The 20338-nt window shown below is 46.4% G+C and carries 17 protein-coding genes; 11 read left to right on the forward strand and 6 right to left on the reverse strand.

Features of this window, described 5'->3' with window-relative positions; translation table 11 throughout:
• Positions 1-6: 6 nt before the first annotated feature.
• Positions 7-2157: a fatty acid oxidation complex subunit alpha FadB gene (gene fadB, locus AC5YBX_RS00080; RefSeq protein WP_494520420.1), complete on the reverse strand. Its 2151-nt coding sequence runs from the start codon at positions 2155-2157 to the stop codon at positions 7-9.
• A gap of 282 nt (positions 2158-2439) precedes the next feature.
• Between fadB and pepQ the strand changes: the two genes are divergently transcribed.
• The 4 genes from pepQ (at position 2440) to hemG (AC5YBX_RS00100) (ending at position 6573) form a co-directional block, all read left to right on the forward strand.
• Positions 2440-3762 carry a Xaa-Pro dipeptidase gene (gene pepQ / locus AC5YBX_RS00085; protein ID WP_494524201.1) on the forward strand — a complete coding sequence of 441 codons (1323 nt, stop codon included), beginning with the start codon at positions 2440-2442 and terminating at the stop codon, positions 3760-3762.
• Positions 3763-3775: 13 nt separating this feature from the next.
• Positions 3776-4390 carry a YigZ family protein gene (locus AC5YBX_RS00090; protein ID WP_494520419.1) on the forward strand — a complete coding sequence of 205 codons (615 nt, stop codon included), beginning with the start codon at positions 3776-3778 and terminating at the stop codon, positions 4388-4390.
• A 198-nt stretch (positions 4391-4588) separates the two neighbouring features.
• Entirely contained in the window at positions 4589-6046 is a 1458-nt protein-coding gene (locus AC5YBX_RS00095; RefSeq protein ID WP_494520418.1) for a TrkH family potassium uptake protein, read from the forward strand.
• Entirely contained in the window at positions 6046-6573 is a 528-nt protein-coding gene (gene hemG, locus AC5YBX_RS00100) for a menaquinone-dependent protoporphyrinogen IX dehydrogenase (RefSeq protein ID WP_494520417.1), read from the forward strand. Before AC5YBX_RS00095 ends, hemG (AC5YBX_RS00100) begins: the two co-directional genes overlap by 1 nt.
• 24 nt (positions 6574-6597) lie before the next feature.
• Here the strand turns inward: hemG (AC5YBX_RS00100) and AC5YBX_RS00105 are convergent, their stop codons facing one another.
• Positions 6598-6903 (reverse strand): ArsR/SmtB family transcription factor, encoded by a 306-nt coding sequence (locus AC5YBX_RS00105; protein ID WP_028763438.1) that lies wholly within the window; start codon positions 6901-6903, stop codon positions 6598-6600.
• A gap of 264 nt (positions 6904-7167) precedes the next feature.
• On the opposite strand from AC5YBX_RS00105, the gene hemG (AC5YBX_RS00110) reads away from it, so the two are divergent.
• Together hemG (AC5YBX_RS00110) and AC5YBX_RS00115 are read left to right on the forward strand one after the other, a co-directional pair.
• Positions 7168-7701 carry a menaquinone-dependent protoporphyrinogen IX dehydrogenase gene (gene hemG / locus AC5YBX_RS00110; RefSeq protein WP_494520416.1) on the forward strand — a complete coding sequence of 178 codons (534 nt, stop codon included), beginning with the start codon at positions 7168-7170 and terminating at the stop codon, positions 7699-7701.
• A 175-nt stretch (positions 7702-7876) separates the two neighbouring features.
• Complete coding sequence (locus AC5YBX_RS00115) at positions 7877-8407, forward strand: thioesterase family protein (protein ID WP_494520415.1); 531 nt, start codon at positions 7877-7879, stop codon at positions 8405-8407.
• A 28-nt stretch (positions 8408-8435) separates the two neighbouring features.
• On the opposite strand, the gene AC5YBX_RS00120 is transcribed toward AC5YBX_RS00115, so the two are convergent.
• Both AC5YBX_RS00120 and AC5YBX_RS00125 read right to left on the reverse strand, forming a co-directional pair.
• On the reverse strand, positions 8436-9083 hold the full coding sequence (locus AC5YBX_RS00120) for a glutathione S-transferase family protein (RefSeq protein ID WP_494520414.1): 648 nt from the start codon (positions 9081-9083) through the stop codon (positions 8436-8438).
• A 40-nt stretch (positions 9084-9123) separates the two neighbouring features.
• Positions 9124-10047, reverse strand: coding sequence for a LysR family transcriptional regulator (locus AC5YBX_RS00125; RefSeq protein WP_494520413.1), 924 nt, complete (start codon positions 10045-10047; stop codon positions 9124-9126).
• A 229-nt stretch (positions 10048-10276) separates the two neighbouring features.
• On the opposite strand from AC5YBX_RS00125, the gene AC5YBX_RS00130 reads away from it, so the two are divergent.
• Entirely contained in the window at positions 10277-10957 is a 681-nt protein-coding gene (locus AC5YBX_RS00130) for a DNA-3-methyladenine glycosylase I (RefSeq protein WP_494520412.1), read from the forward strand.
• A gap of 123 nt (positions 10958-11080) precedes the next feature.
• Here AC5YBX_RS00130 and AC5YBX_RS00135 read toward each other — a convergent pair whose 3' ends face one another.
• Positions 11081-11839: a TorF family putative porin gene (locus AC5YBX_RS00135; protein ID WP_494520411.1), complete on the reverse strand. Its 759-nt coding sequence runs from the start codon at positions 11837-11839 to the stop codon at positions 11081-11083.
• Between the two features lie 412 nt (positions 11840-12251).
• On the opposite strand from AC5YBX_RS00135, the gene AC5YBX_RS00140 reads away from it, so the two are divergent.
• The 4 genes from AC5YBX_RS00140 (at position 12252) to AC5YBX_RS00155 (ending at position 19330) form a co-directional block, all read left to right on the forward strand.
• Positions 12252-13412 (forward strand): efflux RND transporter periplasmic adaptor subunit, encoded by a 1161-nt coding sequence (locus AC5YBX_RS00140; protein ID WP_494520410.1) that lies wholly within the window; start codon positions 12252-12254, stop codon positions 13410-13412.
• A gap of 9 nt (positions 13413-13421) precedes the next feature.
• The gene (locus AC5YBX_RS00145) at positions 13422-16577 is read left to right on the forward strand and encodes an efflux RND transporter permease subunit (protein WP_494524202.1); all 3156 of its coding nucleotides are present in this window, start codon (positions 13422-13424) and stop codon (positions 16575-16577) included.
• Between the two features lie 122 nt (positions 16578-16699).
• Positions 16700-18538, forward strand: coding sequence for a M14 family metallopeptidase (locus AC5YBX_RS00150; protein ID WP_494524203.1), 1839 nt, complete (start codon positions 16700-16702; stop codon positions 18536-18538).
• Positions 18539-18610: 72 nt separating this feature from the next.
• Entirely contained in the window at positions 18611-19330 is a 720-nt protein-coding gene (locus AC5YBX_RS00155; RefSeq protein WP_494524204.1) for a DUF4097 family beta strand repeat-containing protein, read from the forward strand.
• A gap of 115 nt (positions 19331-19445) precedes the next feature.
• Here AC5YBX_RS00155 and AC5YBX_RS00160 read toward each other — a convergent pair whose 3' ends face one another.
• Entirely contained in the window at positions 19446-20264 is an 819-nt protein-coding gene (locus AC5YBX_RS00160; RefSeq protein ID WP_494520406.1) for a phosphatase PAP2 family protein, read from the reverse strand.
• Positions 20265-20338: the final 74 nt, after the last annotated feature.

Genomic DNA, 20338 nt, shown 5'->3' on the forward strand with positions numbered 1-20338 from the left:
GGCTGATTAGGCTTGGTAGTAGCTACCGTTGTTGGCAGCAAGTTCACGCATCTTGTCTGTTACTTGGTACAGACCGCCTAGGTGAGCATATTTGTCGGCTAATGCAACAAAATTAGCTACGCTCATGGTGTCGATGTAACGGAACACACCCCCTCTAAATGGAGGGAAACCAAGACCGTAAACCAGCCCCATATCAGCTTCAGCTGGGGTGGCAATGATGCCTTCTTCGAGGCAGCGTACTGTTTCGATAATCATTGGGATCATAGTGCGAGCAATGATTTCCTCTTTGGTGAACTCTTTGAGTTCACCAAAGGTATTACCTAGGAGTTCATAACTTACAGGATCGATATCTTTCTTTGGCTTACCACGGCGATCGACAGAGTACTGATAGAAACCTTTGGCATTTTTTTGTCCAAAACGCTGCGCTTCAAACATTACATCAATCGCATCTTTACCGGTTTTGCCCATTCTGTCGGGGAAACCTTCAGCCATCACTGCTTGTGCGTGGTGGCCGGTATCTAGACCTACTACGTCGAGCAGATAAGCAGGGCCCATTGGCCAACCAAACTGCTTTTCCATTACCTTGTCGATAGCCGCAAAATCGGCGCCATCGGCAAGTAGGCCACTAAAGCCGGCAAAATAAGGAAATAGCACGCGGTTCACGAAGAAGCCTGGGCAGTCGTTAACAACAATAGGGGTTTTCCCCATTTTGGCAGCATAAGCCACAACGGATGCAATCGTCTCTTCTGAACTATTTTCACCACGGATAACTTCAACCAAAGGCATCTTGTGTACTGGGTTAAAGAAATGCATACCGCAGAAACGCTCAGGTTTCTTAAGGCTCTTAGCCAATAGATTGATTGAGATGGTTGATGTGTTGGAGGCGATAATAGCATCTTCACTGACATGCTCTTCGACTTCAGCCAATACCGTGGCTTTCACTTTTGGATGCTCAACAACGGCTTCAACAACAACATCGGCTTGTTTTACCGCACTGTAATCGAGTGTGGCAGTGATGTTATTCAGTACTGCAGCCATCTTCTCTGGAGTCGAGCGTCCACGTTTGATTTGCGCTGTCAGTAGTTTAGATGCTTCGCCTAAACCAAGTTCAAGTGCTGGCTGAGCGATATCTTTCATGACGATTGGCGTGCCTTTGCTGGCACTTTGATAGGCAATACCACCGCCCATGATGCCTGCGCCCAACACTGCGGCACTGTTTACGGGTTTAGCTTGCTTAGAAGCTTTCTTTGCCTTTCCTTTAACGAGTTGATCATTAAGGAATATACCGATAAGTGCTTGAGCAACTTCGGTTTTAGCCAGTTTAAGAAATGCCTGATGTTCGATTTGTAGCGCTTCAGCTCGCTTAGCGCCTGCGGCTTGCTCTATTATATCAACCGCAGTCATTGGGGCTGGGTAATGTTTGCCTGCAACCTGAAAGACCATGCCTTTAGCTGTGGCAAATGACATCATTGCTTCAAGCTTAGGTAGCGTGAGTGGAGATAATTTACGGTTACGACGTGATTGCCAATCAATCTTCTCGGCAATGGCATGGTTAAGCATTTGAATCGCTGCGGTTTCTAGCGCTTCTGGTGCAACAACAGCATCGATAGCGCCGACTTTTAATGCCGCTTCTGGGCGTTGATCTTTACCTGTGGTGATCCACTCAAGCGCGTTGTCTGCGCCAATGACGCGAGGTAGACGTACCGTGCCGCCAAAACCAGGAATAATACCCAGTTTAGTTTCGGGCAGACCAATGCGAGCCGTGGTATCAGCCACGCGCATATCGGTTGCTAAAATGGTTTCACAGCCACCGCCTAATGCAAAGCCTTTGATTGCTGAGATGGTTGGGAAGGGCAAATCTTCAAGCTTATTAAAGATCTTGTTAGCTTCTTCTAACCAATTGAGCAGTACGGCATCATCTTGTGCGAACAGACCTAAAAATTCGGTGATATCTGCGCCGACAATAAATGCATCCTTTCCAGACGCCAGCATTAAGCCTTTAAGGTTTGGCTGTTGCTTAATGGCATCTAATGCGGCATCGAGAGACGTTAAGGTTTCTCTGTCAAATTTGTTCACTGAGCCTGCGGCGTTAAAACAGAGCCGAGCGATATTGTCTTCAAGTTGTTCAACCTGAATCGTAGGACTTTGGTAGATCATTGCTTGCTTCCTTATTGCTTTAAAGAGCACTACCTACTATTGATTTTGTATGACGTAGGTAAAATCTCTATCTTACAGCAGGCCATCATTTGACCAGTTGCTGCTCAGTGTGCGTCTAAATCGAGAAAATTTCAACACCCAATTTAAACGGTTGTTTAATTTTCTTCGGTTAGGCTGAATTTTGTGCTTTATGTTAGACTGACGTCAATATTGTCGCCGCCACTGACGCCTAGGTGTTAAGCATCTAGACGTGTGCCATAAAATAATAATAGGAACATAGACATGGAAAATTTAGCTACCCTTTACCCTGACCATATCCTTGAGTTAAATCATCGCGTTGCTGAGATTATAGAGAGGGAAAAACTGTCTGGATTGGTGATCCATTCAGGTCAGCCTCATCGTCAGTTTTTAGACGATATGGATTACCCGTTTAAGGTTAATCCACATTTTAAGGCGTGGTTACCCGTTATCGATAATCCCCATTGCTGGTTATTGGTTAATGGTAAGGATAAACCACAGCTGATTTTTTATCGTCCAGTGGATTTTTGGCATAAAGTGGCTGACCTTCCTGATGCATTTTGGACCAGTGAAATTGAAGTTAAGCTACTCACCAAAGCCGACAAAATAGCCGATTTTTTGCCTAATGATATTGGTAACTGGGCCTATATTGGCGAACATTTGGAGGTTGCCGAAGTATTAGGGTTTACATCGCGTAATCCCGATGCCGTAATGAGTTATTTGCACTATCATCGTGCAACGAAAACACAATATGAACTAGCCTGCATGCGCAAAGCCAATGAAATTGCAGTGAAAGGGCATGAGGCTGCTAAGAGTGCGTTTTACGGTGGCGGCAGCGAGTTTCAAATCCAACAAGCTTACCTCAATGCGGTTGATCAGAGTGAAAATGAGATGCCCTATGGCAATATTGTGGCACTTAACCAAAATGCTGCGATATTACATTACACCGCACTAGAGCATCAGGTGCCTGCTCAGCGTTTATCTTTTTTGATTGATGCCGGTGCTAACTTTCATGGTTATGCCGCCGACATTACTCGCACCTACGCCTTTGAAAAAAATCGCTTTGGCGAGCTGATCGTGGCGATGGAACAACTGCAGCTAGCGATTATCGACATGATGCGACCCGGGGTAAAATATGTTGATCTACACATAGAAACTCACCATAAATTGGCGCAAATTCTACTGGATTTCAATTTAGCTACTGGTGATAAGCAGGGCTTGGTAGAGCAGGGGATCACCAGTGTGTTTTTCCCTCACGGCTTAGGCCACATGCTTGGATTGCAGGTACATGATATGGGAGGCTTCTTGCATGATGAGCGTGGTACTCATATTCCTGCGCCAGAGGCACACCCATTTTTACGCTGCACGCGCACATTAGCAGCCAATCAAGTGCTAACCATTGAGCCTGGGTTGTACATCATTGATACCTTACTCGACACCTTAAAGCAGGATACTCGTCAGCAACAGATTAATTGGGATAAGGTGGCTATGTTACGTCCATTTGGTGGCATCCGTATTGAAGATAATGTGATTGTTCACCATGATCATACTGAAAATATGACCCGTAATTTAGGTCTTCACGGTTAAGGGTTAATAATAGTTGAGTGAAAGTTATCTTATTCCGGCTCAGCGCCTAGTGATAGAACAGGAGATAAAACACAGTCGTTTTATCTCCGTACTGTTTCATTGCTCATCTGAACAAACTCTGAAGTGTGTGCTTACTAACGTCAAGGCTGAGTATCCTGGAGCTAATCATTATTGTTATGCTTTTATCGCCGCTGACCCCAGTAATACAGTAACGATGGGCTCAAGTGATGATGGTGAGCCTGCAGGGAGTGCTGGACGGCCGATGTTAGCCACGTTACAAGGGGCCAATGTTGGTGAGATTGGTGCCATAGTGGTGCGCTACTTTGGTGGTACTAAGCTCGGCGTCGGTGGATTGGTGAGAGCCTATAGTGCGGGCATTAAGCAAGGGCTCACGCAGCTGGAGACCGAACTTAAATTAATCCGTTATCCCGGTCAGTTAGTGTGTGAGTATCATCAGCTTAAGGATGTGGAGCACTTTTTAGAGCGTGGTGAAGGGCTGATCACCGACAAAATATTTTCAGATAAGGTACAGCTACATTTTGAGATACCCAAAGGGCGTCAGCAAATATTTGCGCAAGAGTTAGCCACCATCAGTCAAGGCCAATTGAAAGTGCAGTTTACCGAGTAACTGTCATTATTCTGGGTAATATAAATATGGTCAAATTAGCTCTGCGCTAAAGCTTTAAAGATAAAAGCGCTTGGTTTTTGATCATTGCCTTGGTTGGGTTACGTATTAGGGTTATAAATTTTATACAACAGCATGTTAAATATGTGCGAAAATGGCCGATTGTGCATGATGCCGCTAAAGGACTAATAGAAAGCCCAGATGCAATATAGAACAATCATAAGAATTACCGGGCTGTTGATGGGCCTGTTTTCTTTATCGCTACTTCCCCCAGCGCTCGTCGCCGTGATCTACAAGGATGGTGGCGGCGCGGCGTTTATTCAGGCTTTTTTTCTGAGTTTATTGCTCGGCTTCGTGCTTTGGTACCCCAATCGTCACCACAAGAAAGACCTGCGAACCCGCGAAGGTTTTTTGTTGGTCGTGTTATTTTGGGGCGTGCTGGGATCGATTGGTGCAGTGCCCTTTATTTTCTCTAGTCAACCAGACTTATCTCTTGCAGACAGCTTCTTTGAGTCTTTTTCAGGTTTAACCACCACTGGGGCTACAGTTTTGGTGGGGTTAGATGATCTGCCCAAGGCGATCTTGTTTTACCGCCATCTATTGCAATGGTTGGGCGGCATGGGGATCATTGTGCTAGCGGTTGCCATCTTACCCGTACTGGGTGTTGGGGGGATGCAGCTCTATCGCGCTGAAATTCCTGGCCCCGTTAAAGACAGTAAGATGACCCCAAGAATCGCCGAATCGGCAAAAGCATTGTGGTATATCTACCTAGCATTGACCATTGCGTGTGCATTTGCTTATTGGCTTGCCGGCATGGATCTATTTGATGCGATATGTCATTCATTCTCGACCATTGCGATTGGCGGTTTTTCTACCCATGATGCCAGTATGGGCTACTTCGATAGTACGGCAATTAACATGGTGTGTGTGGTGTTTTTATTGATTGCTGCACTAAATTTTAGTCTGCATTTTGCGGCATTTACCCGTCGTGGCATTAATCTAAAAGTCTATTTTCGCGACGCCGAATTTAAAGCTTTATTGGTTGTTCAGCTCACCCTCACCCTGATCTGTTTTGCGACTCTCTATCATTCAGGGATCTATGATAGTCCCGAAGAAACCTTCGATTTTGCCCTGTTTCAAGCGGTATCCATTTCCACCACTGCAGGTTTTGGCACCGAAAGCTTTCACATGTGGCCGCTATTTTTGCCAATGCTACTGATTTTTTCTAGCTTTATCGGAGGCTGTGGGGGCTCTACCGCCGGCGGTATCAAAGTGATGCGAGTCATCTTACTCTTGCTGCAAGGATCGCGCGAACTTAAGCGTTTGGTGCACCCTCGTGGCATGTTCTCGATTCGAATTAATGGCAAGGCGTTACCTGATCGGGTGATCGATGCGGTATGGGGGTTCTTTTCTGCCTATGCGCTGGTTTTTGTCGTTTGTATGTTGATACTGATGGCGTTGGGGCTGGATAATATTACCGCCTTTAGTGCTACCGCGGCTTGCTTAAATAACTTAGGTCCAGGACTAGGTGAGGTGGCGAGTAATTATGCCAGTATCGGCGATGGTGCCAAGTGGGTGCTCGTGGTCGCGATGCTATTTGGTCGTTTAGAAGTGTTTACTTTATTGGTGTTATTTACACCTACTTTTTGGAAGAATTGATGAGCCGTACATTAATTATTTATTCGACAGTGGATGGGCAAACCAAGGCGATTTGTGACCAAATCCAAGAGATCTGTCAGGCTGAAACGCAAATGGTAACCGTGGTTTCATTGGAAGAAGCGCAGGCAGTTAATCTGTCTTATTTTGATAAGGTGCTGATTGGTGCCAGCATTCGTTATGGCAAGCATAGACCCGAACTGCTGCAATATGTTAACCGTCATCGCGCCGTGTTAAATAGCAAGAAAAACGCTTTTTTCACCGTTAATGTGGTGGCCAGAAAACCGGAAAAAAACACCCCAGAAACTAACCCTTATATGAAAAAGTTTTTACAGCTGTCGTTATGGCAGCCGCAGCAACTAGGTGTTTTTGCCGGTAAGATTGACTACCCTAAATATCGTTTTTTTGACAAGTTTATGATTCGATTCATCATGTGGATCACCAAAGGACCAACTGATACGACTGGCACCTTCGAATTTACTAATTGGGACAAGGTAAAAGCCTTTGGTAAAGCTTTTAGTGAGCGATAACGCAGCGAGTAGCGCTACTCAGCCTTAGGCACAGTAGCGTTTATAAAGAATCGAAATAACCTCGGTAACCTGCTCGTTTTTCAGGGTGTAATAGACAATCTGTGAACTCTTGCGCGTCGCGACCAGATCTTCGGCGCGCAGCACGGCCAGATGCTGAGATAACGCCGACTGACTCAGTGGCACAGTTTCATTAAGCTGAGTGACGCTGAGTTCATTATCAAGTAACTGACATAAGATCATCAGGCGGTAGGGATTGGCAATCGCCTTGAGCCACTTGGCAGCACTTTGAGCATTGGTGACCATGGTATCTACATCGATATCTTTTTGCATAGGTTAGTCTCTTACACTCTACTTGATTAGGTGACTCTAATTGAACGGCCAGCTTAAGGCAATGATACTTAGTCTATAGCTCGAACTCAATTTGTGAGTCTACAAGCTTAATCAGTATTTTAATTGAGATATTGTACCGCGATTTTTTTAATGATTAGGTGGCATATTTCACAAAACCCTTAACTAATTTGTGATCCATTGATATGTTTTCAAAGCATTAAGCTGTAACAATGTAATTTAACTGGTTTTGATTATGGGTGCGATATGGCTTCAGTGTTACTTATTTACTATTCTCGTGGCGGGCATACAGCCAAAATTACCCAAGCAATAGCAACACATATTCGCCAGCAAGGGCATCAATGCGATGTGGTGCAGATAGGCCATGTCGAGACGATTGACTGGGATAAGTATGATTGCGTTGCTTTAGGCGCCTGCGTGCTTTACGGCAGTTATGATAAATCGGTATTTGCCTTTGCGACTCAATATCAGCAGCAGCTAGCCTCAAGACCCAATAGCTTTTTTAGTGTTAACGTTGTCGCGCGTAATCCCGAGAAACGTGTGCCTGAAAACAATAAATACCTGCAAAAATTCATTGAGTTGTCACCTTGGAAACCTAAAGATGTCAAAGTGATTGCAGGCAAGGTTGATTACCCCTCTTGGCGTTGGTATGACAGATTGATGATCCAACTGATCATGAAGATCACTCATGGGCCAACCGACCCTAAAGCCGTTATCGATTACACGGATTGGGACGATGTGAAAGTATATGGTGAGCACCTTATTAACCTTACCAGATAGCGTTAGATTACCGTGAGTTTAAAAGAGCCATCATGGCTCTTTTTTTGTGCTTATTAGACTAAGAAACACTGTACTTGCCCGTGTCATTACGACTGAAGTGCAGGCCGATATCTTGCTTGTTATCAGGTATGACCTCTGCTAGCCTTTCGGCTTCATTTTAAAGGACGCTAATGTAATGAATCTGTATTTTCGCTTGATTTGGTTGATGTTATGGCGTGTTCGCCATTGTCGTAGTATTGATTTTCTCGGTACCAGTACGATTGATTATCGTGCGTTACCTTTGGATTGTGATATCAACTTTCATCTTACCAATTCACGTTACCCCGCCTTTATGGATCTGGCCAGAACCTACATGTTGGCAGAAATGGGGTTGTTGAAACGCTTTCTTAAGCTCAAATGGATGCCCATCGTCAATGCGGCGGAATTTACTTATATTCGCGATATTAAGCCGCTGAGAAAATTTGAAGTGCAAAGTAAGGTGGTCGGCTGGGATGACAAATACTTTTATATTGAGCAGCGATTTGTGAGCGAAAATATCCTGCGTTGTATCGTCCATGTGCGCGGCGTCTTTGTGTGCGATCGCAAGCAGATACCCATTGCTACTATGGTAAAAGAAGCGGGTTTTGAAGGCCCCGCGCCAGAGCTGCCTCCTGAGGTGGTAAAGTGGAAAGCATTCTTGCAGCTGAAAAAAGAACGTAATCTATAACGTATCTCAAATCGATGAGCTGGTAGCATTAGGGAATAGGGCGAAAGCCTCCCTGCGCACTTGTCTTCGCCAGCTCAATCTCTTGTTGAACCTGCATCCATGAGCCGCGATTTTCAGCTTGGTGCAGATAGCGATTAAGTTGATCAAATTGGTACAGCTTAAAGCGCTTTCTGACGTCGATGATGGATGGGATTAGCGCACAATCTGCCATGGTAAACGCATCACCACATAACCAGTGATAATGACCCAATTGTTCATTTAAGCTACTCAGGCTGGCCACAATGTCATTTTCAAGTTGTTTGATTTTCAATGGGGTTTGTTCGGCGCGCATTTGCATTTTTTCAATCATATATAGCTTGTTGCTTATATCGTTATCAATAATACGATCGCACAGCCTGACCTGTAATGCATGTTCAAAGTCTGCAGGAATAAGCTGGGTACCTGTGGCGAATTGATGATCAATATACTCGATAATAATGCTGGATTCGGGCAGTAATTTGCCCGAAGGTGTTTTGAGTAGGGGTAACTTACCTAAAGGGTATTGTTGTTTAAAAGCATTACGTGAGTAAGGATCCTTGACGTCGATAACTCTAGGATAGAAGTTGGCCTGTTTTTCATAAAACGCCACCAGTACTTTTTGTGAGTACCTTGAAAGTGGATGATAAAACAGTTCCATCTTAACTTATTGCCATGCGCCGCCAATTGATACCCTAACTTTAGTCTGCTTTTTGCTTTACGGTCGAGTTTTTCACATTAAACCTGCGCTGTAAAAACGTTAGTATTAACCTTACTCTTGGCGGCAGAGTACGGTGATAGCCATGCACGGCGTAAATGGTATTGTGCTGTAGCTGATAGTCGGGCAGCAGCGGTATTAATGCCCCCTGATGTGTTGTGCTATTGAGCAAATAATCGGGAAGGACAGCCAGTCCCAACCCCGCTTTAGCGAGTGTTAATGTTGCCTGCAAGGTATTACAGCTTATGGTAGGGCTCAGCTGCAATAAAAATACGCAGCCATCGCGGTGATGAAACTGATAGCTACGAGGCCGGCTATGCGTCCCCTGCATTAACCACTGATGGTGGGGTAAACTGTCGGGATGTAATGGCTTGCCATAACGACTGATATAGCTGGGGCTGGCCACTAATGAATACTGTTCTTTAGCCAGCTCGACTGTCATCCAGAGGCGCTTGTCTGGCTGGCCAACTTGAATCGCGACATCAATATGCTGTTCTGGCCAGTCGCGGCTGTTATCTGTAAATAGCAGTGACAGGTTGAGCAAAGGGTAATGCTGATGGAAGTCTGCCAGTATCGGCGCCAATAAGTGCTCACCTAAGGCAACTGGTGCTGCAATAGTAAGCTTACCTTGCAGTTGTTTATCTTCTGGGAGTAGTAACGCATCAGCTTGTTTTGCCAGTAACAGTACTTCGGCACAGTAGGAATAAAACTGCTGTCCTGCCTGAGTGAGCAATTGCGTGCGAGTGGTGCGCTTTAGCAGTGTCTGCTGGCAACGGCTCTCAAGCCGTTTAAGGTGTTGGCTCACCATAGAGCGGCTGATCCCAAGTTGTGTTGCCGCCGCTGTGAGCGAACCCTGCTCAACGACATTGGCAAATACCAACATGCGATAGAGTTGTGAGGCATCCATACAGTCTAATTTCCATTTATTGTTTAATCTTAATAATAAAATTAGCCTATAAAATATTTATTGGTTACTTAGATAGCCTAATTAGTCAGGGTGCTAACCCGATAACAAGGGGGGATTGTCATTGTAAATGATCGCTTTGTGCTTCTGAGGGGTATTGAGTGGTTAATCGACGGGCAATGGCTATTAGTTGTCCTATTGGTAAAACGACCAAGATTAGAGAGACGTTATTTTGGAATCTTTTGAGAAAATTTACGAGCGGGCCTGCCAACGTAAAGGGGGGAAGGCTGCATTAAAACGCTTGATGCCTGTGGTGGAGTCTGACGATTCAATTAAGCGTTACAGCGACGGCCAGCTACTGTCTGAACTCTGTAAAAAGGTGTTCCAGTGTGGTTTTGTGTGGCGCATTGTCGATAATAAATGGCCAGCTTACGAGCAGGCATTTTTTGATTTTGAGCCGCATAAGGTATTAATGCTTTCACCTGAGCAGCTGCAGCAAAGAGCCAGTGATGAGAACCTTATCAGGCACCTAAAGAAAACCATGGCCATTTATGACAACGCATTAATGGTGCACGAGATTAAACTCGAGTATGGCAGTTTTGCCCAGTTTATCGCCGACTGGCCAAGTGATGATATTACAGGTCTATGGAGCGAACTCAAGCGTCGCGGTAATCGTCTTGGCGGCAATACCGGAGCCTACTTTTTACGCGCGATAGGCAAAGATACCTTGCTATTATCTGATGATATTAAAGGTTATTTTCAGGCGCACAAGTTAATCGACTTCGGGTTTAGCACCAAGAGTGGCTTAGCGCAGGTGCAGAGGGTATTTAACACTTGGCAGCAAGAGTCCGGTTTGCCGCTGGCTGAAATTAGTCGCATTGTGGCTTGTAGTGTGGGTGATAACCGAATCTGATGACAAAAAGGGTGGCAAGTGAATCGCTAGCTTCAATGCAAAAAAAGCCAGCCTATTTTTGGCTGGCAAAAAGTGCAGAGATAAAACTATTAGAGATAAACTATGGCGCTAATTTAATGACGGTTAAAAGTGCTTACTGATCCCGACAACAACCCGGTCATCAAATATTTCTGTTTGTGTGCCATAGACTTTATGGTCTTCATCTACTGTGCTGCCGTGATAACGCAAATCGAAGTCTAAGCCGGCAAAGGCCTTAGTGACACCAAGGTTCCAGTGACTCCAACCTTCAGCTCCTTCGCCATCAAGATCTTGATAGCCGAGACTGCCAGAAACCTTAAGGCCATTATCGAATGTATAGCTAGGGTGAAGTGCGTAGTTGACGCCTTGCCAGCCATCTACACCGAACCAATCATCTACCGTAGGAGTGACTTCGAGTTGCACATTGGTGCGGCCGAACTGTTTACCCACTTTCAACCATAACTCGGTGTAGTTCGAGTATGATGCGCCTGGATAGAGGTAGGAAAATAGCATGACATCATAGGTGATACCGCTATCGCCAAATTCGCCAAATTTACCCAGATAGGGGGCGGTGACAATTTCTAAATTAGGATCGGCAAATTTGATATTGGAAGCGAAGACTCCGGCATACCAGCCGCCATCGTTACCCCAGCCTAATGTACCTTGTACCACAGGTACATCACCGTCCATGGTTTCGGATTCACCACGAAATACATAGTCAGATGCGAAAGTAAGCTTAGTCGTGAGTTTGCCACCAAATAATTCATTATCTTCTTGTGCTTGTGCAACGGATACTGCTGATAGTAGTAAGCTGCCAATGAGGGCTGAGTATTTTAGCTTTGTAACGGTATTCATGATCATCATCTCGCTAACGGTAAGTTTTGTTGTGATGACTATAAAGTGAACTTATGAATGACTATTATGCTGAGAATGAACTAACGACCAAAAAATATGAACAATTGTGAACGGTTGTGTTCGCTTAATGCTAAATTTACTGTTGTTAGCGTGGTTGATACTGAGTTGTGTCACATTCTCACTACATAGATTGTGTTTTTCTGGGGGTAAACGTCCTTTTTTAACCAGTTGTTAACAACACTCGATGCTTGCCTATAAAAATTTGCATTAACTTACAAAATGAGCAGGTTATTGTTCTTGTTGACATACGCTAGGTGTGAGATAAATGGTCTCAATATAAATAATGCTTCCAAAAGATTGCCCTGTAGCATGTTGTGCTGCCAAAGGGCATTTTTTGTTGTGGCCTTGATTAGGAGTTATCATGCGGCAAATAGTGAAAATTGCCTCTGTTTTAAGTGTGGCGTTATGGATAACGGGTTGTGGAAAGCAAGAGGCACCGAGTCAATCAGCAGCTGCGCCACGAAGTCTTGAAGTTGGCGTGATGCAGGTTGTGGCACAACCTCAAGCGATTCAGGTTGAACTGCCTGGTCGTAGCAAAGCGTTTCTTGAAGCTGAAGTCCGTCCGCAAGTTTCCGGTATTATTACCGAGCGTAGCTTTATCGAAGGGGCTGATGTTGTCAAAGGACAGTCACTTTATCAAATAGACTCTGCTACTTACAAAGCAGCATTAGTGAGTGCTGAAGCTGATTTGGCGCGTGCAAATGCAGGTTTAGCCTCGGCGAAAGCTAAAGCGGCTCGTTATCAAGAGTTAGTTAAAACCAATGCGATTAGCCAGCAAGAATTTGATGAAGCAGAGGCGGCATACAAAGAAGCTTTAGCTAACGTTACCGTCGCGAAAGCGGCGATTAATACCGCAAAAATCAACCTTGAATACACTCAAGTTCAAGCCCCTATCTCGGGTCGTATTGGTAAGTCGAATGTGACTGCGGGGGCGTTAGTGACGGCGAATCAAAGCCAAACATTGGCGACCATTCAGCAACTTGATCCTATCAATGTGGATATTGCTCAATCGAGTGCGCAATTATTGCGTCTTAAAGCTAAATTGAAGCAAGGCTCATTACAGGCTGTCGATAACGCCGATGTCACCTTAGTGCTGGAAGATGGCACGCCATATTCATATACGGGCACGTTGCAGTTTTCAGAAGTCAGTGTTGATGAGAATACCGGCTCAGTAACATTACGCGCCGAGTTCCCAAATCCAGATGGGGTGCTACTGCCAGGTATGTATGTGCGCGCCATGTTAAATACGGGCACAGATCCGCATGCGATTTTAGTTCCGCAAAAAGCGATTACGCGCAATCCCAAAGGCCAAGCCATTGCAATGGTGATAGGTGCTGAAAGTAAAGTGGAAGCGCGCGTAGTGACTACGGCAGAAGTTATCAACCATCAATGGCGTATCATCGATGGTCTTACAGTTGGCGACCAATTGATTGTTGAAGGCTTACAGAAAATTCGTCCCGGTGCGCCAGTGACCGGAAAACCGATTGACGCAGCGCAATCAGATAAGCAATCACAAAAGTAGGGTAAAGTTATGGCTCGTTTCTTTATCGATCGCCCTATCTTTGCTTGGGTGATCGCCATTATCGTTATGATGGCCGGGGTGCTCTCTATTATGAAGCTCCCTGTGTCACAATATCCCAGTATTGCGCCACCAACCGTCGTGATTAGTGCTGTTTATCCAGGTGCTTCGGCAAAGACCATGGAAGATACCGTTACTCAGGTGATTGAGCAGCGAATGACGGGGATTGATAATCTACGTTATATCGCCTCAACCAGTGACAGCTTTGGTAACGCGCAAATTACCTTAACCTTTAACGCCGAGGCCGATCCTGATATTGCTCAGGTGCAGGTGCAAAATAAACTGCAGCTTGCCATGCCATTGTTACCACAAGAGGTGCAGGCGCAAGGAGTTAAAGTTAACAAGTCGAGCTCGGGCTTTTTAATGGTATTGGGTTTCGTTTCATCTGATGGTTCATTGGGTAAAACCGATATTGCCGACTATGTTGGCTCAAATATCCAAGACCCTATTAGCCGTGTAGCGGGTGTGGGTGAGATTCAGTTGTTCGGTGCCCAATATGCGATGCGTATTTGGCTCGATCCGTTAAAACTGACCCAATACAACCTGACCAGCCAAGATATTATGGCGTCGATCCGTGAGCAAAATGCGCAAGTGTCGGCCGGTCAATTAGGTGGGGCGCCTGCGATTGCAGGTCAAGAGTTAAACGCCACCGTTTCGGCTCAGAGTCGTTTACAAACTGCCGATGAGTTTAAGAAAATCATCATCAAGGCAGACAGCTCTGGTGCTAAGGTCTTCTTAGAAGATGTGGCACGTGTTGAGCTTGGCGCAGAAAGCTATGCGGTTGAATCGTTTTATAACGGTAAGCCTGCGTCGGGTCTAGCGATTAAGCTCGCCACTGGTGCTAATGCGTTGGCGACAGCCGAGCGTGTGCGTGCAAAAATTGATGAATTAAAGGTGTTCTTCCCGCAAGGGTTAGAGGTTGTTTATCCTTATGATACAACGCCTTTTGTTGAAAAATCGATTGAGGGCGTGGTGCACACCTTGCTAGAAGCCGTCGTCTTGGTCTTCGTGATCATGTACCTGTTCTTGCAAAACTTCCGCGCGACGTTAATCCCAACTATTGCGGTTCCCGTTGTCTTGTTAGGTACGTTTGCCATTTTGTCGGCGACCGGCTTTTCGATTAACACTCTCACCATGTTCGCCATGGTGTTGGCCATCGGTTTGCTGGTGGACGATGCGATTGTGGTGGTGGAGAACGTTGAGCGTGTGATGCAAGAGGAGGGCCTGAGCCCGCTCGAAGCGACGCGTAAGTCGATGGATCAGATAACCGGCGCTCTAGTGGGTATCGGTCTTACCTTGTCGGCGGTATTCGTACCCATGGCCTTTATGTCGGGCTCGACAGGGGTTATCTATCGTCAGTTCTCGGTCACGATTGTCTCTGCCATGGCCTTGTCTGTGATGGTGGCGATTATCCTGACGCCGGCACTGTGTGCGACCATGTTAAAGCCTATCGCGAAAGGCGAAGGGCACGTCAAAACCGGTTTCTTCGGTTGGTTTAACCGTAAGTTCGATGCTATGACATCGCGCTATGAGGCCAGTGTGGCTTCTATGATTAAGCGTACCGGACGTGTCATGCTGGTCTACTTGGCATTGACCGTGGCCGTAGGCTGGATTTTCATGCGCATGCCTACCGCTTTCTTACCGGATGAAGACCAAGGTATCTTGTTCACGCAAGCTATTTTGCCAGTAAACTCGACTCAAGAAAGCACCAAGAAGGTGATGGAAAAAATCACCGACTTTTACCTTAACCAAGAGGGCGACAGTGTTAACTCAGTGTTTAGTGTCTCTGGTTTTAGTTTTGCCGGTAGTGGTCAAAACATGGGTCTGGCGTTTGTCGGTTTAAAAGATTGGTCAGTTCGTGGTGAACCCGGTCAAGATGTTCAGTCAATTGCTGGGCGTTCTATGGCGATGTTCTCGCAACTGAAAGAAGCCTTTGTGTTTGCCTTTGTGCCGCCAGCGGTGATTGAACTGGGTACCGCTAACGGTTTCGATTTCTATCTCCAAGACAGAAATGGTCAAGGCCACGATAAGTTGGTTGAAGCCCGTAATATGTTACTTGGGCTAGCCGCGCAAAACCCCAACTTGGTCGGTGTACGTCCTAATGGTCAGGAAGATGCGCCTATGTATCAAATCCATGTGGATCACGCCAAGCTTCGTGCCTTGAGTGTCGACATCGATGCGGTAAACAGTGTGCTAGGCACGGCCTGGGGCGGCAGTTACGTTAATGACTTTATCGACCGCGGTCGTGTGAAGAAAGTGTACGTACAGGGCGATGCTCAGTACCGTATGCAACCGGAAGATCTTGATACTTGGTATGTACGTAATGCCGAAGGTGAAATGGTGCCTTTCTCGGCCTTTGCTACCGGTTCATGGGAATATGGATCACCGCGTCTAGAGCGTTTTAACGGCTTGCCGTCAATGAACATTCAAGGGGGCACTGCGCCGGGTTATAGTACTGGTGCGGCGATGGATGATATCGAAGCCATGGTTGCCAAATTACCACCAGGATTTGGTGTTGAATGGAATGGCCTGTCTTATGAAGAGCGCCTATCGGGTAATCAGGCGCCGGCATTGTACGCACTCTCTATCATAGTCGTGTTCTTAGTATTGGCTGCGCTGTACGAGAGTTGGTCTGTGCCGTTTGCGGTTATCTTAGTGGTTCCGCTTGGGATCATTGGTGCGCTACTGGCGATGAATGGTCGGGGCCTGCCCAACGACGTATTCTTCCAAGTAGGTCTGTTAACCACAGTGGGTCTAGCGACGAAGAACGCAATTTTGATTGTCGAGTTTGCTAAAGAGTTCTATGAGAAAGGTGCAGGCCTAGTCGAAGCGACCTTACACGCGGTGCGGGTACGTTTACGTCCTATCCTAATGACCTCTCTGGCGTTTGGTCTAGGGGTTGTGCCGTTAGCGATAAGCACTGGTGTTGGTTCTGGTAGTCAGAACGCCATCGGTACCGGCGTACTCGGCGGTATGATGAGTTCAACCTTCTTGGGGATCTTCTTTATTCCGATCTTCTTCGTGATAGTTGAACGGATCTTCAGTAAGCGTGAGCGCAATGGTGGCAGTGATGCCGCTATCGCCAAGGCGGCTGACAAAGAATCATAATTGACTCTATCGTACCAAAAAGCCCAGCACTTGCTGGGCTTTTTATTGGCGCTAGAGTATTGCATTTAAAGGATATTTCGTTAAATATGTTTGTCTAAAAATAAGCCGTAAGGTCAACATCTATGCGCCCTCAGTTATCGACACTTTTCCTGTTACTCCCTTTTACGTTTGGCTTGCCTGTATGGGCAGAGCAACCCACTGCAACCCCACAGGTTGCCACAACCTATGTTAACGATGCCATCCTACCGCCTAGCTTGGTGTGGCATGGGGCAAGTGAATCGTTATTACTCGATGGCGACGCGCCATGGGCGACTCCGTTTGAACAGGGCGGTTTTAAGGTCAGCCCAAGTTACGATGAGACGTTTGTTTGGTTAGATAAGTTGGTGGCCAGTAGCGACATGTTACACAAGGTGTCGCTGGGTAAGAGTCCTCAGGGGCGTGATATTTGGATGGTGATAGCCTCGAATGAGGGGGCAGGTACCCCTGAGGCCTTGGCTGCGACGGGTAAACCCACAGTGTTAGTGCAAGCTGGGATCCACGCCGGAGAAATTGACGGTAAAGATGCCGGAATGATGTTACTGCGAGACATGGTATTGGGTGATAAAGCGGCGCTGCTCGATGGGGCTAATTTGCTATTTGTGCCGATTTTTAGTGTCGATGCCCATGAGCGCAGTGGTCAATATAATCGCGTTAATCAGCGCGGCCCGATAGAGATGGGTTGGCGCACGACCGCCAACAATCTTAATTTGAATCGTGATTATGCCAAGGCCGATACAGTAGAGATGCAGCATATGTTGGGTGCGATAAATCGATGGCAGCCCGATCTGTATATCGATGTACACGCTACCGATGGCATCGATTATCAATATGATGTCACCTTTGGCTATAACTTAGCTCAAGGGCTGAGCCCGTCGAGTTTTCGTTGGTTAGAGACCCAATACCGACCTTATGTGGAGCAGGCATTAACGCGGCAAGGGCATATTGCGGGCCCCTTGGTGTTTGCTATCGACAATAATGATTTGAGCAAGGGAATGTCATTATGGAATGCCAGTCCACGTTACTCTAATGGTTATGGTGATGCTCGGCATCTGCCGACGATTTTAATTGAAAATCATAGTTTAAAGCCGTTTAAGCAACGAGTGCTCGGTACCTATGTCATGTTAGCGGCCACCCTTGAATTGGTGGGCAACCAAGCCACTTCACTGCGCTCGGCGATTAAGCAAGACAGGTATCGCTATAGCGATCGCATTACCCTAACGTGGGGCGACCAGCAACAGCAGCAAGGGTGGGACTTCAAAGGGATTGATTACCACACCGAAATCAGCCCCATCAGTGGTCAGCCGGTGGTGCGTTGGAGTGGCCAGCCTAAGCTCTATAAAAATTTACCCGTGATAGGTAATACTCTGGCTGAAATAAAGGTCAACCGTCCCTCGGCCTATTATATTGCGCCTCAATGGCTTGATGTGATTGAGCGCCTCGCAATTCATGGGATCCGTATGACAACGCTAACCGAACCCAAGGTGCTTAAGTTGACCCAATATCAATTAACTGCGCCGCAGTTTGGCAGTCAAGATTATGAAGGTCGCCAGCGAGTGAGCGCGCAATTGAGCGCACATGGGCTACAGACCACACTGCCGGCAGGCACGGTCAAGATTGATACCCGGCAGCCTTTAGGGGATCTGGCGATATTGCTGTTAGAGCCTCAGTCGCCTGATTCCTTATTACAATGGGGCTTTTTCAATCCCATATTTACCCGCACCGAATATATCGAGCATTACGCGGTAGAGCCGCTGGCGGCGCAAATGCTTGAGGCCGACCCCAGCTTGCAGGCCGAATTTACCCAAGCGTTGCAAGACCCTGCCTTTGCCGCTGATGCCCAGGCAAGATTACGCTGGTTTTATGTTCGAAGCCCTTATTATGATGCGCAATACCAGGTCTATCCGGTTTGGCGAGACGAGTAATGGCCTGCGGCATCATCAGTATTAACGCAGCTTAGGCTGCGTTTTTTATTGCGCATGGTTTAAGGGGGGGGGATGGGTAAATGTTCCTCAAAAGGTTCGGGGGGACCTCGTTTGATTATCACCGTCAGGCAACAGTTAACACTTGATGCTACACAGTTACAACACCTCGTAGCCGAAACTGGGGCGGGTTCGCTGACTATTAAAGGGGTTGATGGCCTCAGTAAGGTGCATATCGAGGCGGGTATTTATGGGTATGATGGCGCCGAGCCAGAGCTTAGCTTAGTACAGGAAGGTCAACATGCCAAACTGATCGCCAATTTTGACTCCTTCAGTCGGGTCTCGTTGACGAGTGGTAACTCTCCCTATATGGAGCTGGTGGTTAAAGTGCCTGCCAATATGAAACTAACGCTGGATGATGGCTCAGGTAGTATTGAGATTCGTGGCGTGAACGCCGAAATGATTATTACCGATGGCTCTGGCAGCATCACTATCGATGGCGCTAAGGGATTAACTATCGATGACGGCTCAGGCGGTATTGCATTGCAAAATATTGAAGGGAATATCAGCTTAACGGATGGCTCAGGCAGTATCGAGAGCCAGCAGGTGAATGGCGATGTGTCAGTGCTTGATAGTTCTGGCTCGATAGTCATTAATCATGTGGCAGGCTTAGTCACCATCGATGATGGTTCTGGAAGTATTAGTGTCGATAACAGCAAAGGATTACACATTATCGAGTCTGGTTCGGGCGATCTGAATTTTGACAATATTCAAGGGCCCGTCACCATGGATTAATGGCTTTCCCCCTGATTGCCTAGAGCAGATTAGGGGGAGTCCATAAGCGTAGTTGTGAATTGATGATAGCGGTGGTCATCGCCCACTTAGCGTCAAGACCGTTTACGCATGTCTATTACACTTTTGAACCAAAGCGTTGTATCAACAGCTGTTTAATATTGTATTGGCGTAAGAACAGAGCCGCGGCGGTAAACAGCAGTCCCCATCTTAGTAGTAACACTTGCCAAATAATGTCCTTATCAAAGCTTTTTTCCAGCTCGCAGATCATCAACACTAACCATAAAAACATCAGCATTAATGCGTTATTGACCCGCTGTAACTGAGTTGGTGGACAATACGCAGCAGCATAAGCGCAGAGTAATCCGACGATCGCACCCAGCATAATATCTTGTGGCCAGTGAGCGCCAACAATGATCCTCGATATGCCAACGATAGCACCAAGCGCGATGGCTAATGTTTTAATGGTGCGGCTTTGGTAAGCAAACCATAGGGTACCTGCAAACAGGAAAGCACTGGCAGTATGGCCCGAGGGGAAACTATGGCTTAACCGGGTGTCGCCAATAATATTAAGTACGTCTAACACCGCGGCGGGGCGCGGTGCATCAAAATATTGTTTTAAGAGTGGTACTAACAGTAATGACAACACGCTGGCAATGATCACCCGTAATATTAACTCGGGGCGTTTAATCAAGAAGCATAAGGTGATCACCCCAAGAGTGACGCCATTGCCTAAATCTGTAAGTAGCAATATGGGCCAATCGGGTAACACTGCCGCAATTCCATTGAGTAGTCTAAACAGAGTAAGGTTTACATCGGGAAGCAGCGTGATTAAAAAAATAGAGCTTAACACTAACATTAAGCCGAAAAAGCTGCGTTGATGCTGCTTATATTGTTTAGGCAATCCATCAGCCTTTTCGTGTGTGGTGGTGCCCATAATCGTCTCAAATAAGCAATTTTTGCCTACAATAGAGCTTTGCTATGACTAAGTAAAGCCGCGTGCTTATGATC

Source organism: Shewanella sp. 492 (genome assembly GCF_059338445.1).

What these genes read in the sequence shown, in the direction of transcription:
- AC5YBX_RS00105 (WP_028763438.1), bottom strand. Translation starts at nt 6,903, where the DNA reads ATGCAAAAAGATATCGATGTAGATACCATGGTCACCAATGCTCAAAGT.
- AC5YBX_RS00115 (WP_494520415.1), top strand. Translation starts at nt 7,877, where the DNA reads ATGAATCTGTATTTTCGCTTGATTTGGTTGATGTTATGGCGTGTTCGC.
- AC5YBX_RS00150 (WP_494524203.1), top strand. Translation starts at nt 16,700, where the DNA reads ATGCGCCCTCAGTTATCGACACTTTTCCTGTTACTCCCTTTTACGTTT.
- fadB (WP_494520420.1), bottom strand. Translation starts at nt 2,157, where the DNA reads ATGATCTACCAAAGTCCTACGATTCAGGTTGAACAACTTGAAGACAAT.
- AC5YBX_RS00120 (WP_494520414.1), bottom strand. Translation starts at nt 9,083, where the DNA reads ATGGAACTGTTTTATCATCCACTTTCAAGGTACTCACAAAAAGTACTG.
- AC5YBX_RS00125 (WP_494520413.1), bottom strand. Translation starts at nt 10,047, where the DNA reads ATGGATGCCTCACAACTCTATCGCATGTTGGTATTTGCCAATGTCGTT.
- hemG (WP_494520417.1), top strand. Translation starts at nt 6,046, where the DNA reads ATGAGCCGTACATTAATTATTTATTCGACAGTGGATGGGCAAACCAAG.
- AC5YBX_RS00155 (WP_494524204.1), top strand. Translation starts at nt 18,611, where the DNA reads ATGGGTAAATGTTCCTCAAAAGGTTCGGGGGGACCTCGTTTGATTATC.
- AC5YBX_RS00095 (WP_494520418.1), top strand. Translation starts at nt 4,589, where the DNA reads ATGCAATATAGAACAATCATAAGAATTACCGGGCTGTTGATGGGCCTG.
- AC5YBX_RS00135 (WP_494520411.1), bottom strand. Translation starts at nt 11,839, where the DNA reads ATGATGATCATGAATACCGTTACAAAGCTAAAATACTCAGCCCTCATT.
- AC5YBX_RS00140 (WP_494520410.1), top strand. Translation starts at nt 12,252, where the DNA reads ATGCGGCAAATAGTGAAAATTGCCTCTGTTTTAAGTGTGGCGTTATGG.
- hemG (WP_494520416.1), top strand. Translation starts at nt 7,168, where the DNA reads ATGGCTTCAGTGTTACTTATTTACTATTCTCGTGGCGGGCATACAGCC.
- AC5YBX_RS00160 (WP_494520406.1), bottom strand. Translation starts at nt 20,264, where the DNA reads ATGGGCACCACCACACACGAAAAGGCTGATGGATTGCCTAAACAATAT.
- AC5YBX_RS00145 (WP_494524202.1), top strand. Translation starts at nt 13,422, where the DNA reads ATGGCTCGTTTCTTTATCGATCGCCCTATCTTTGCTTGGGTGATCGCC.
- pepQ (WP_494524201.1), top strand. Translation starts at nt 2,440, where the DNA reads ATGGAAAATTTAGCTACCCTTTACCCTGACCATATCCTTGAGTTAAAT.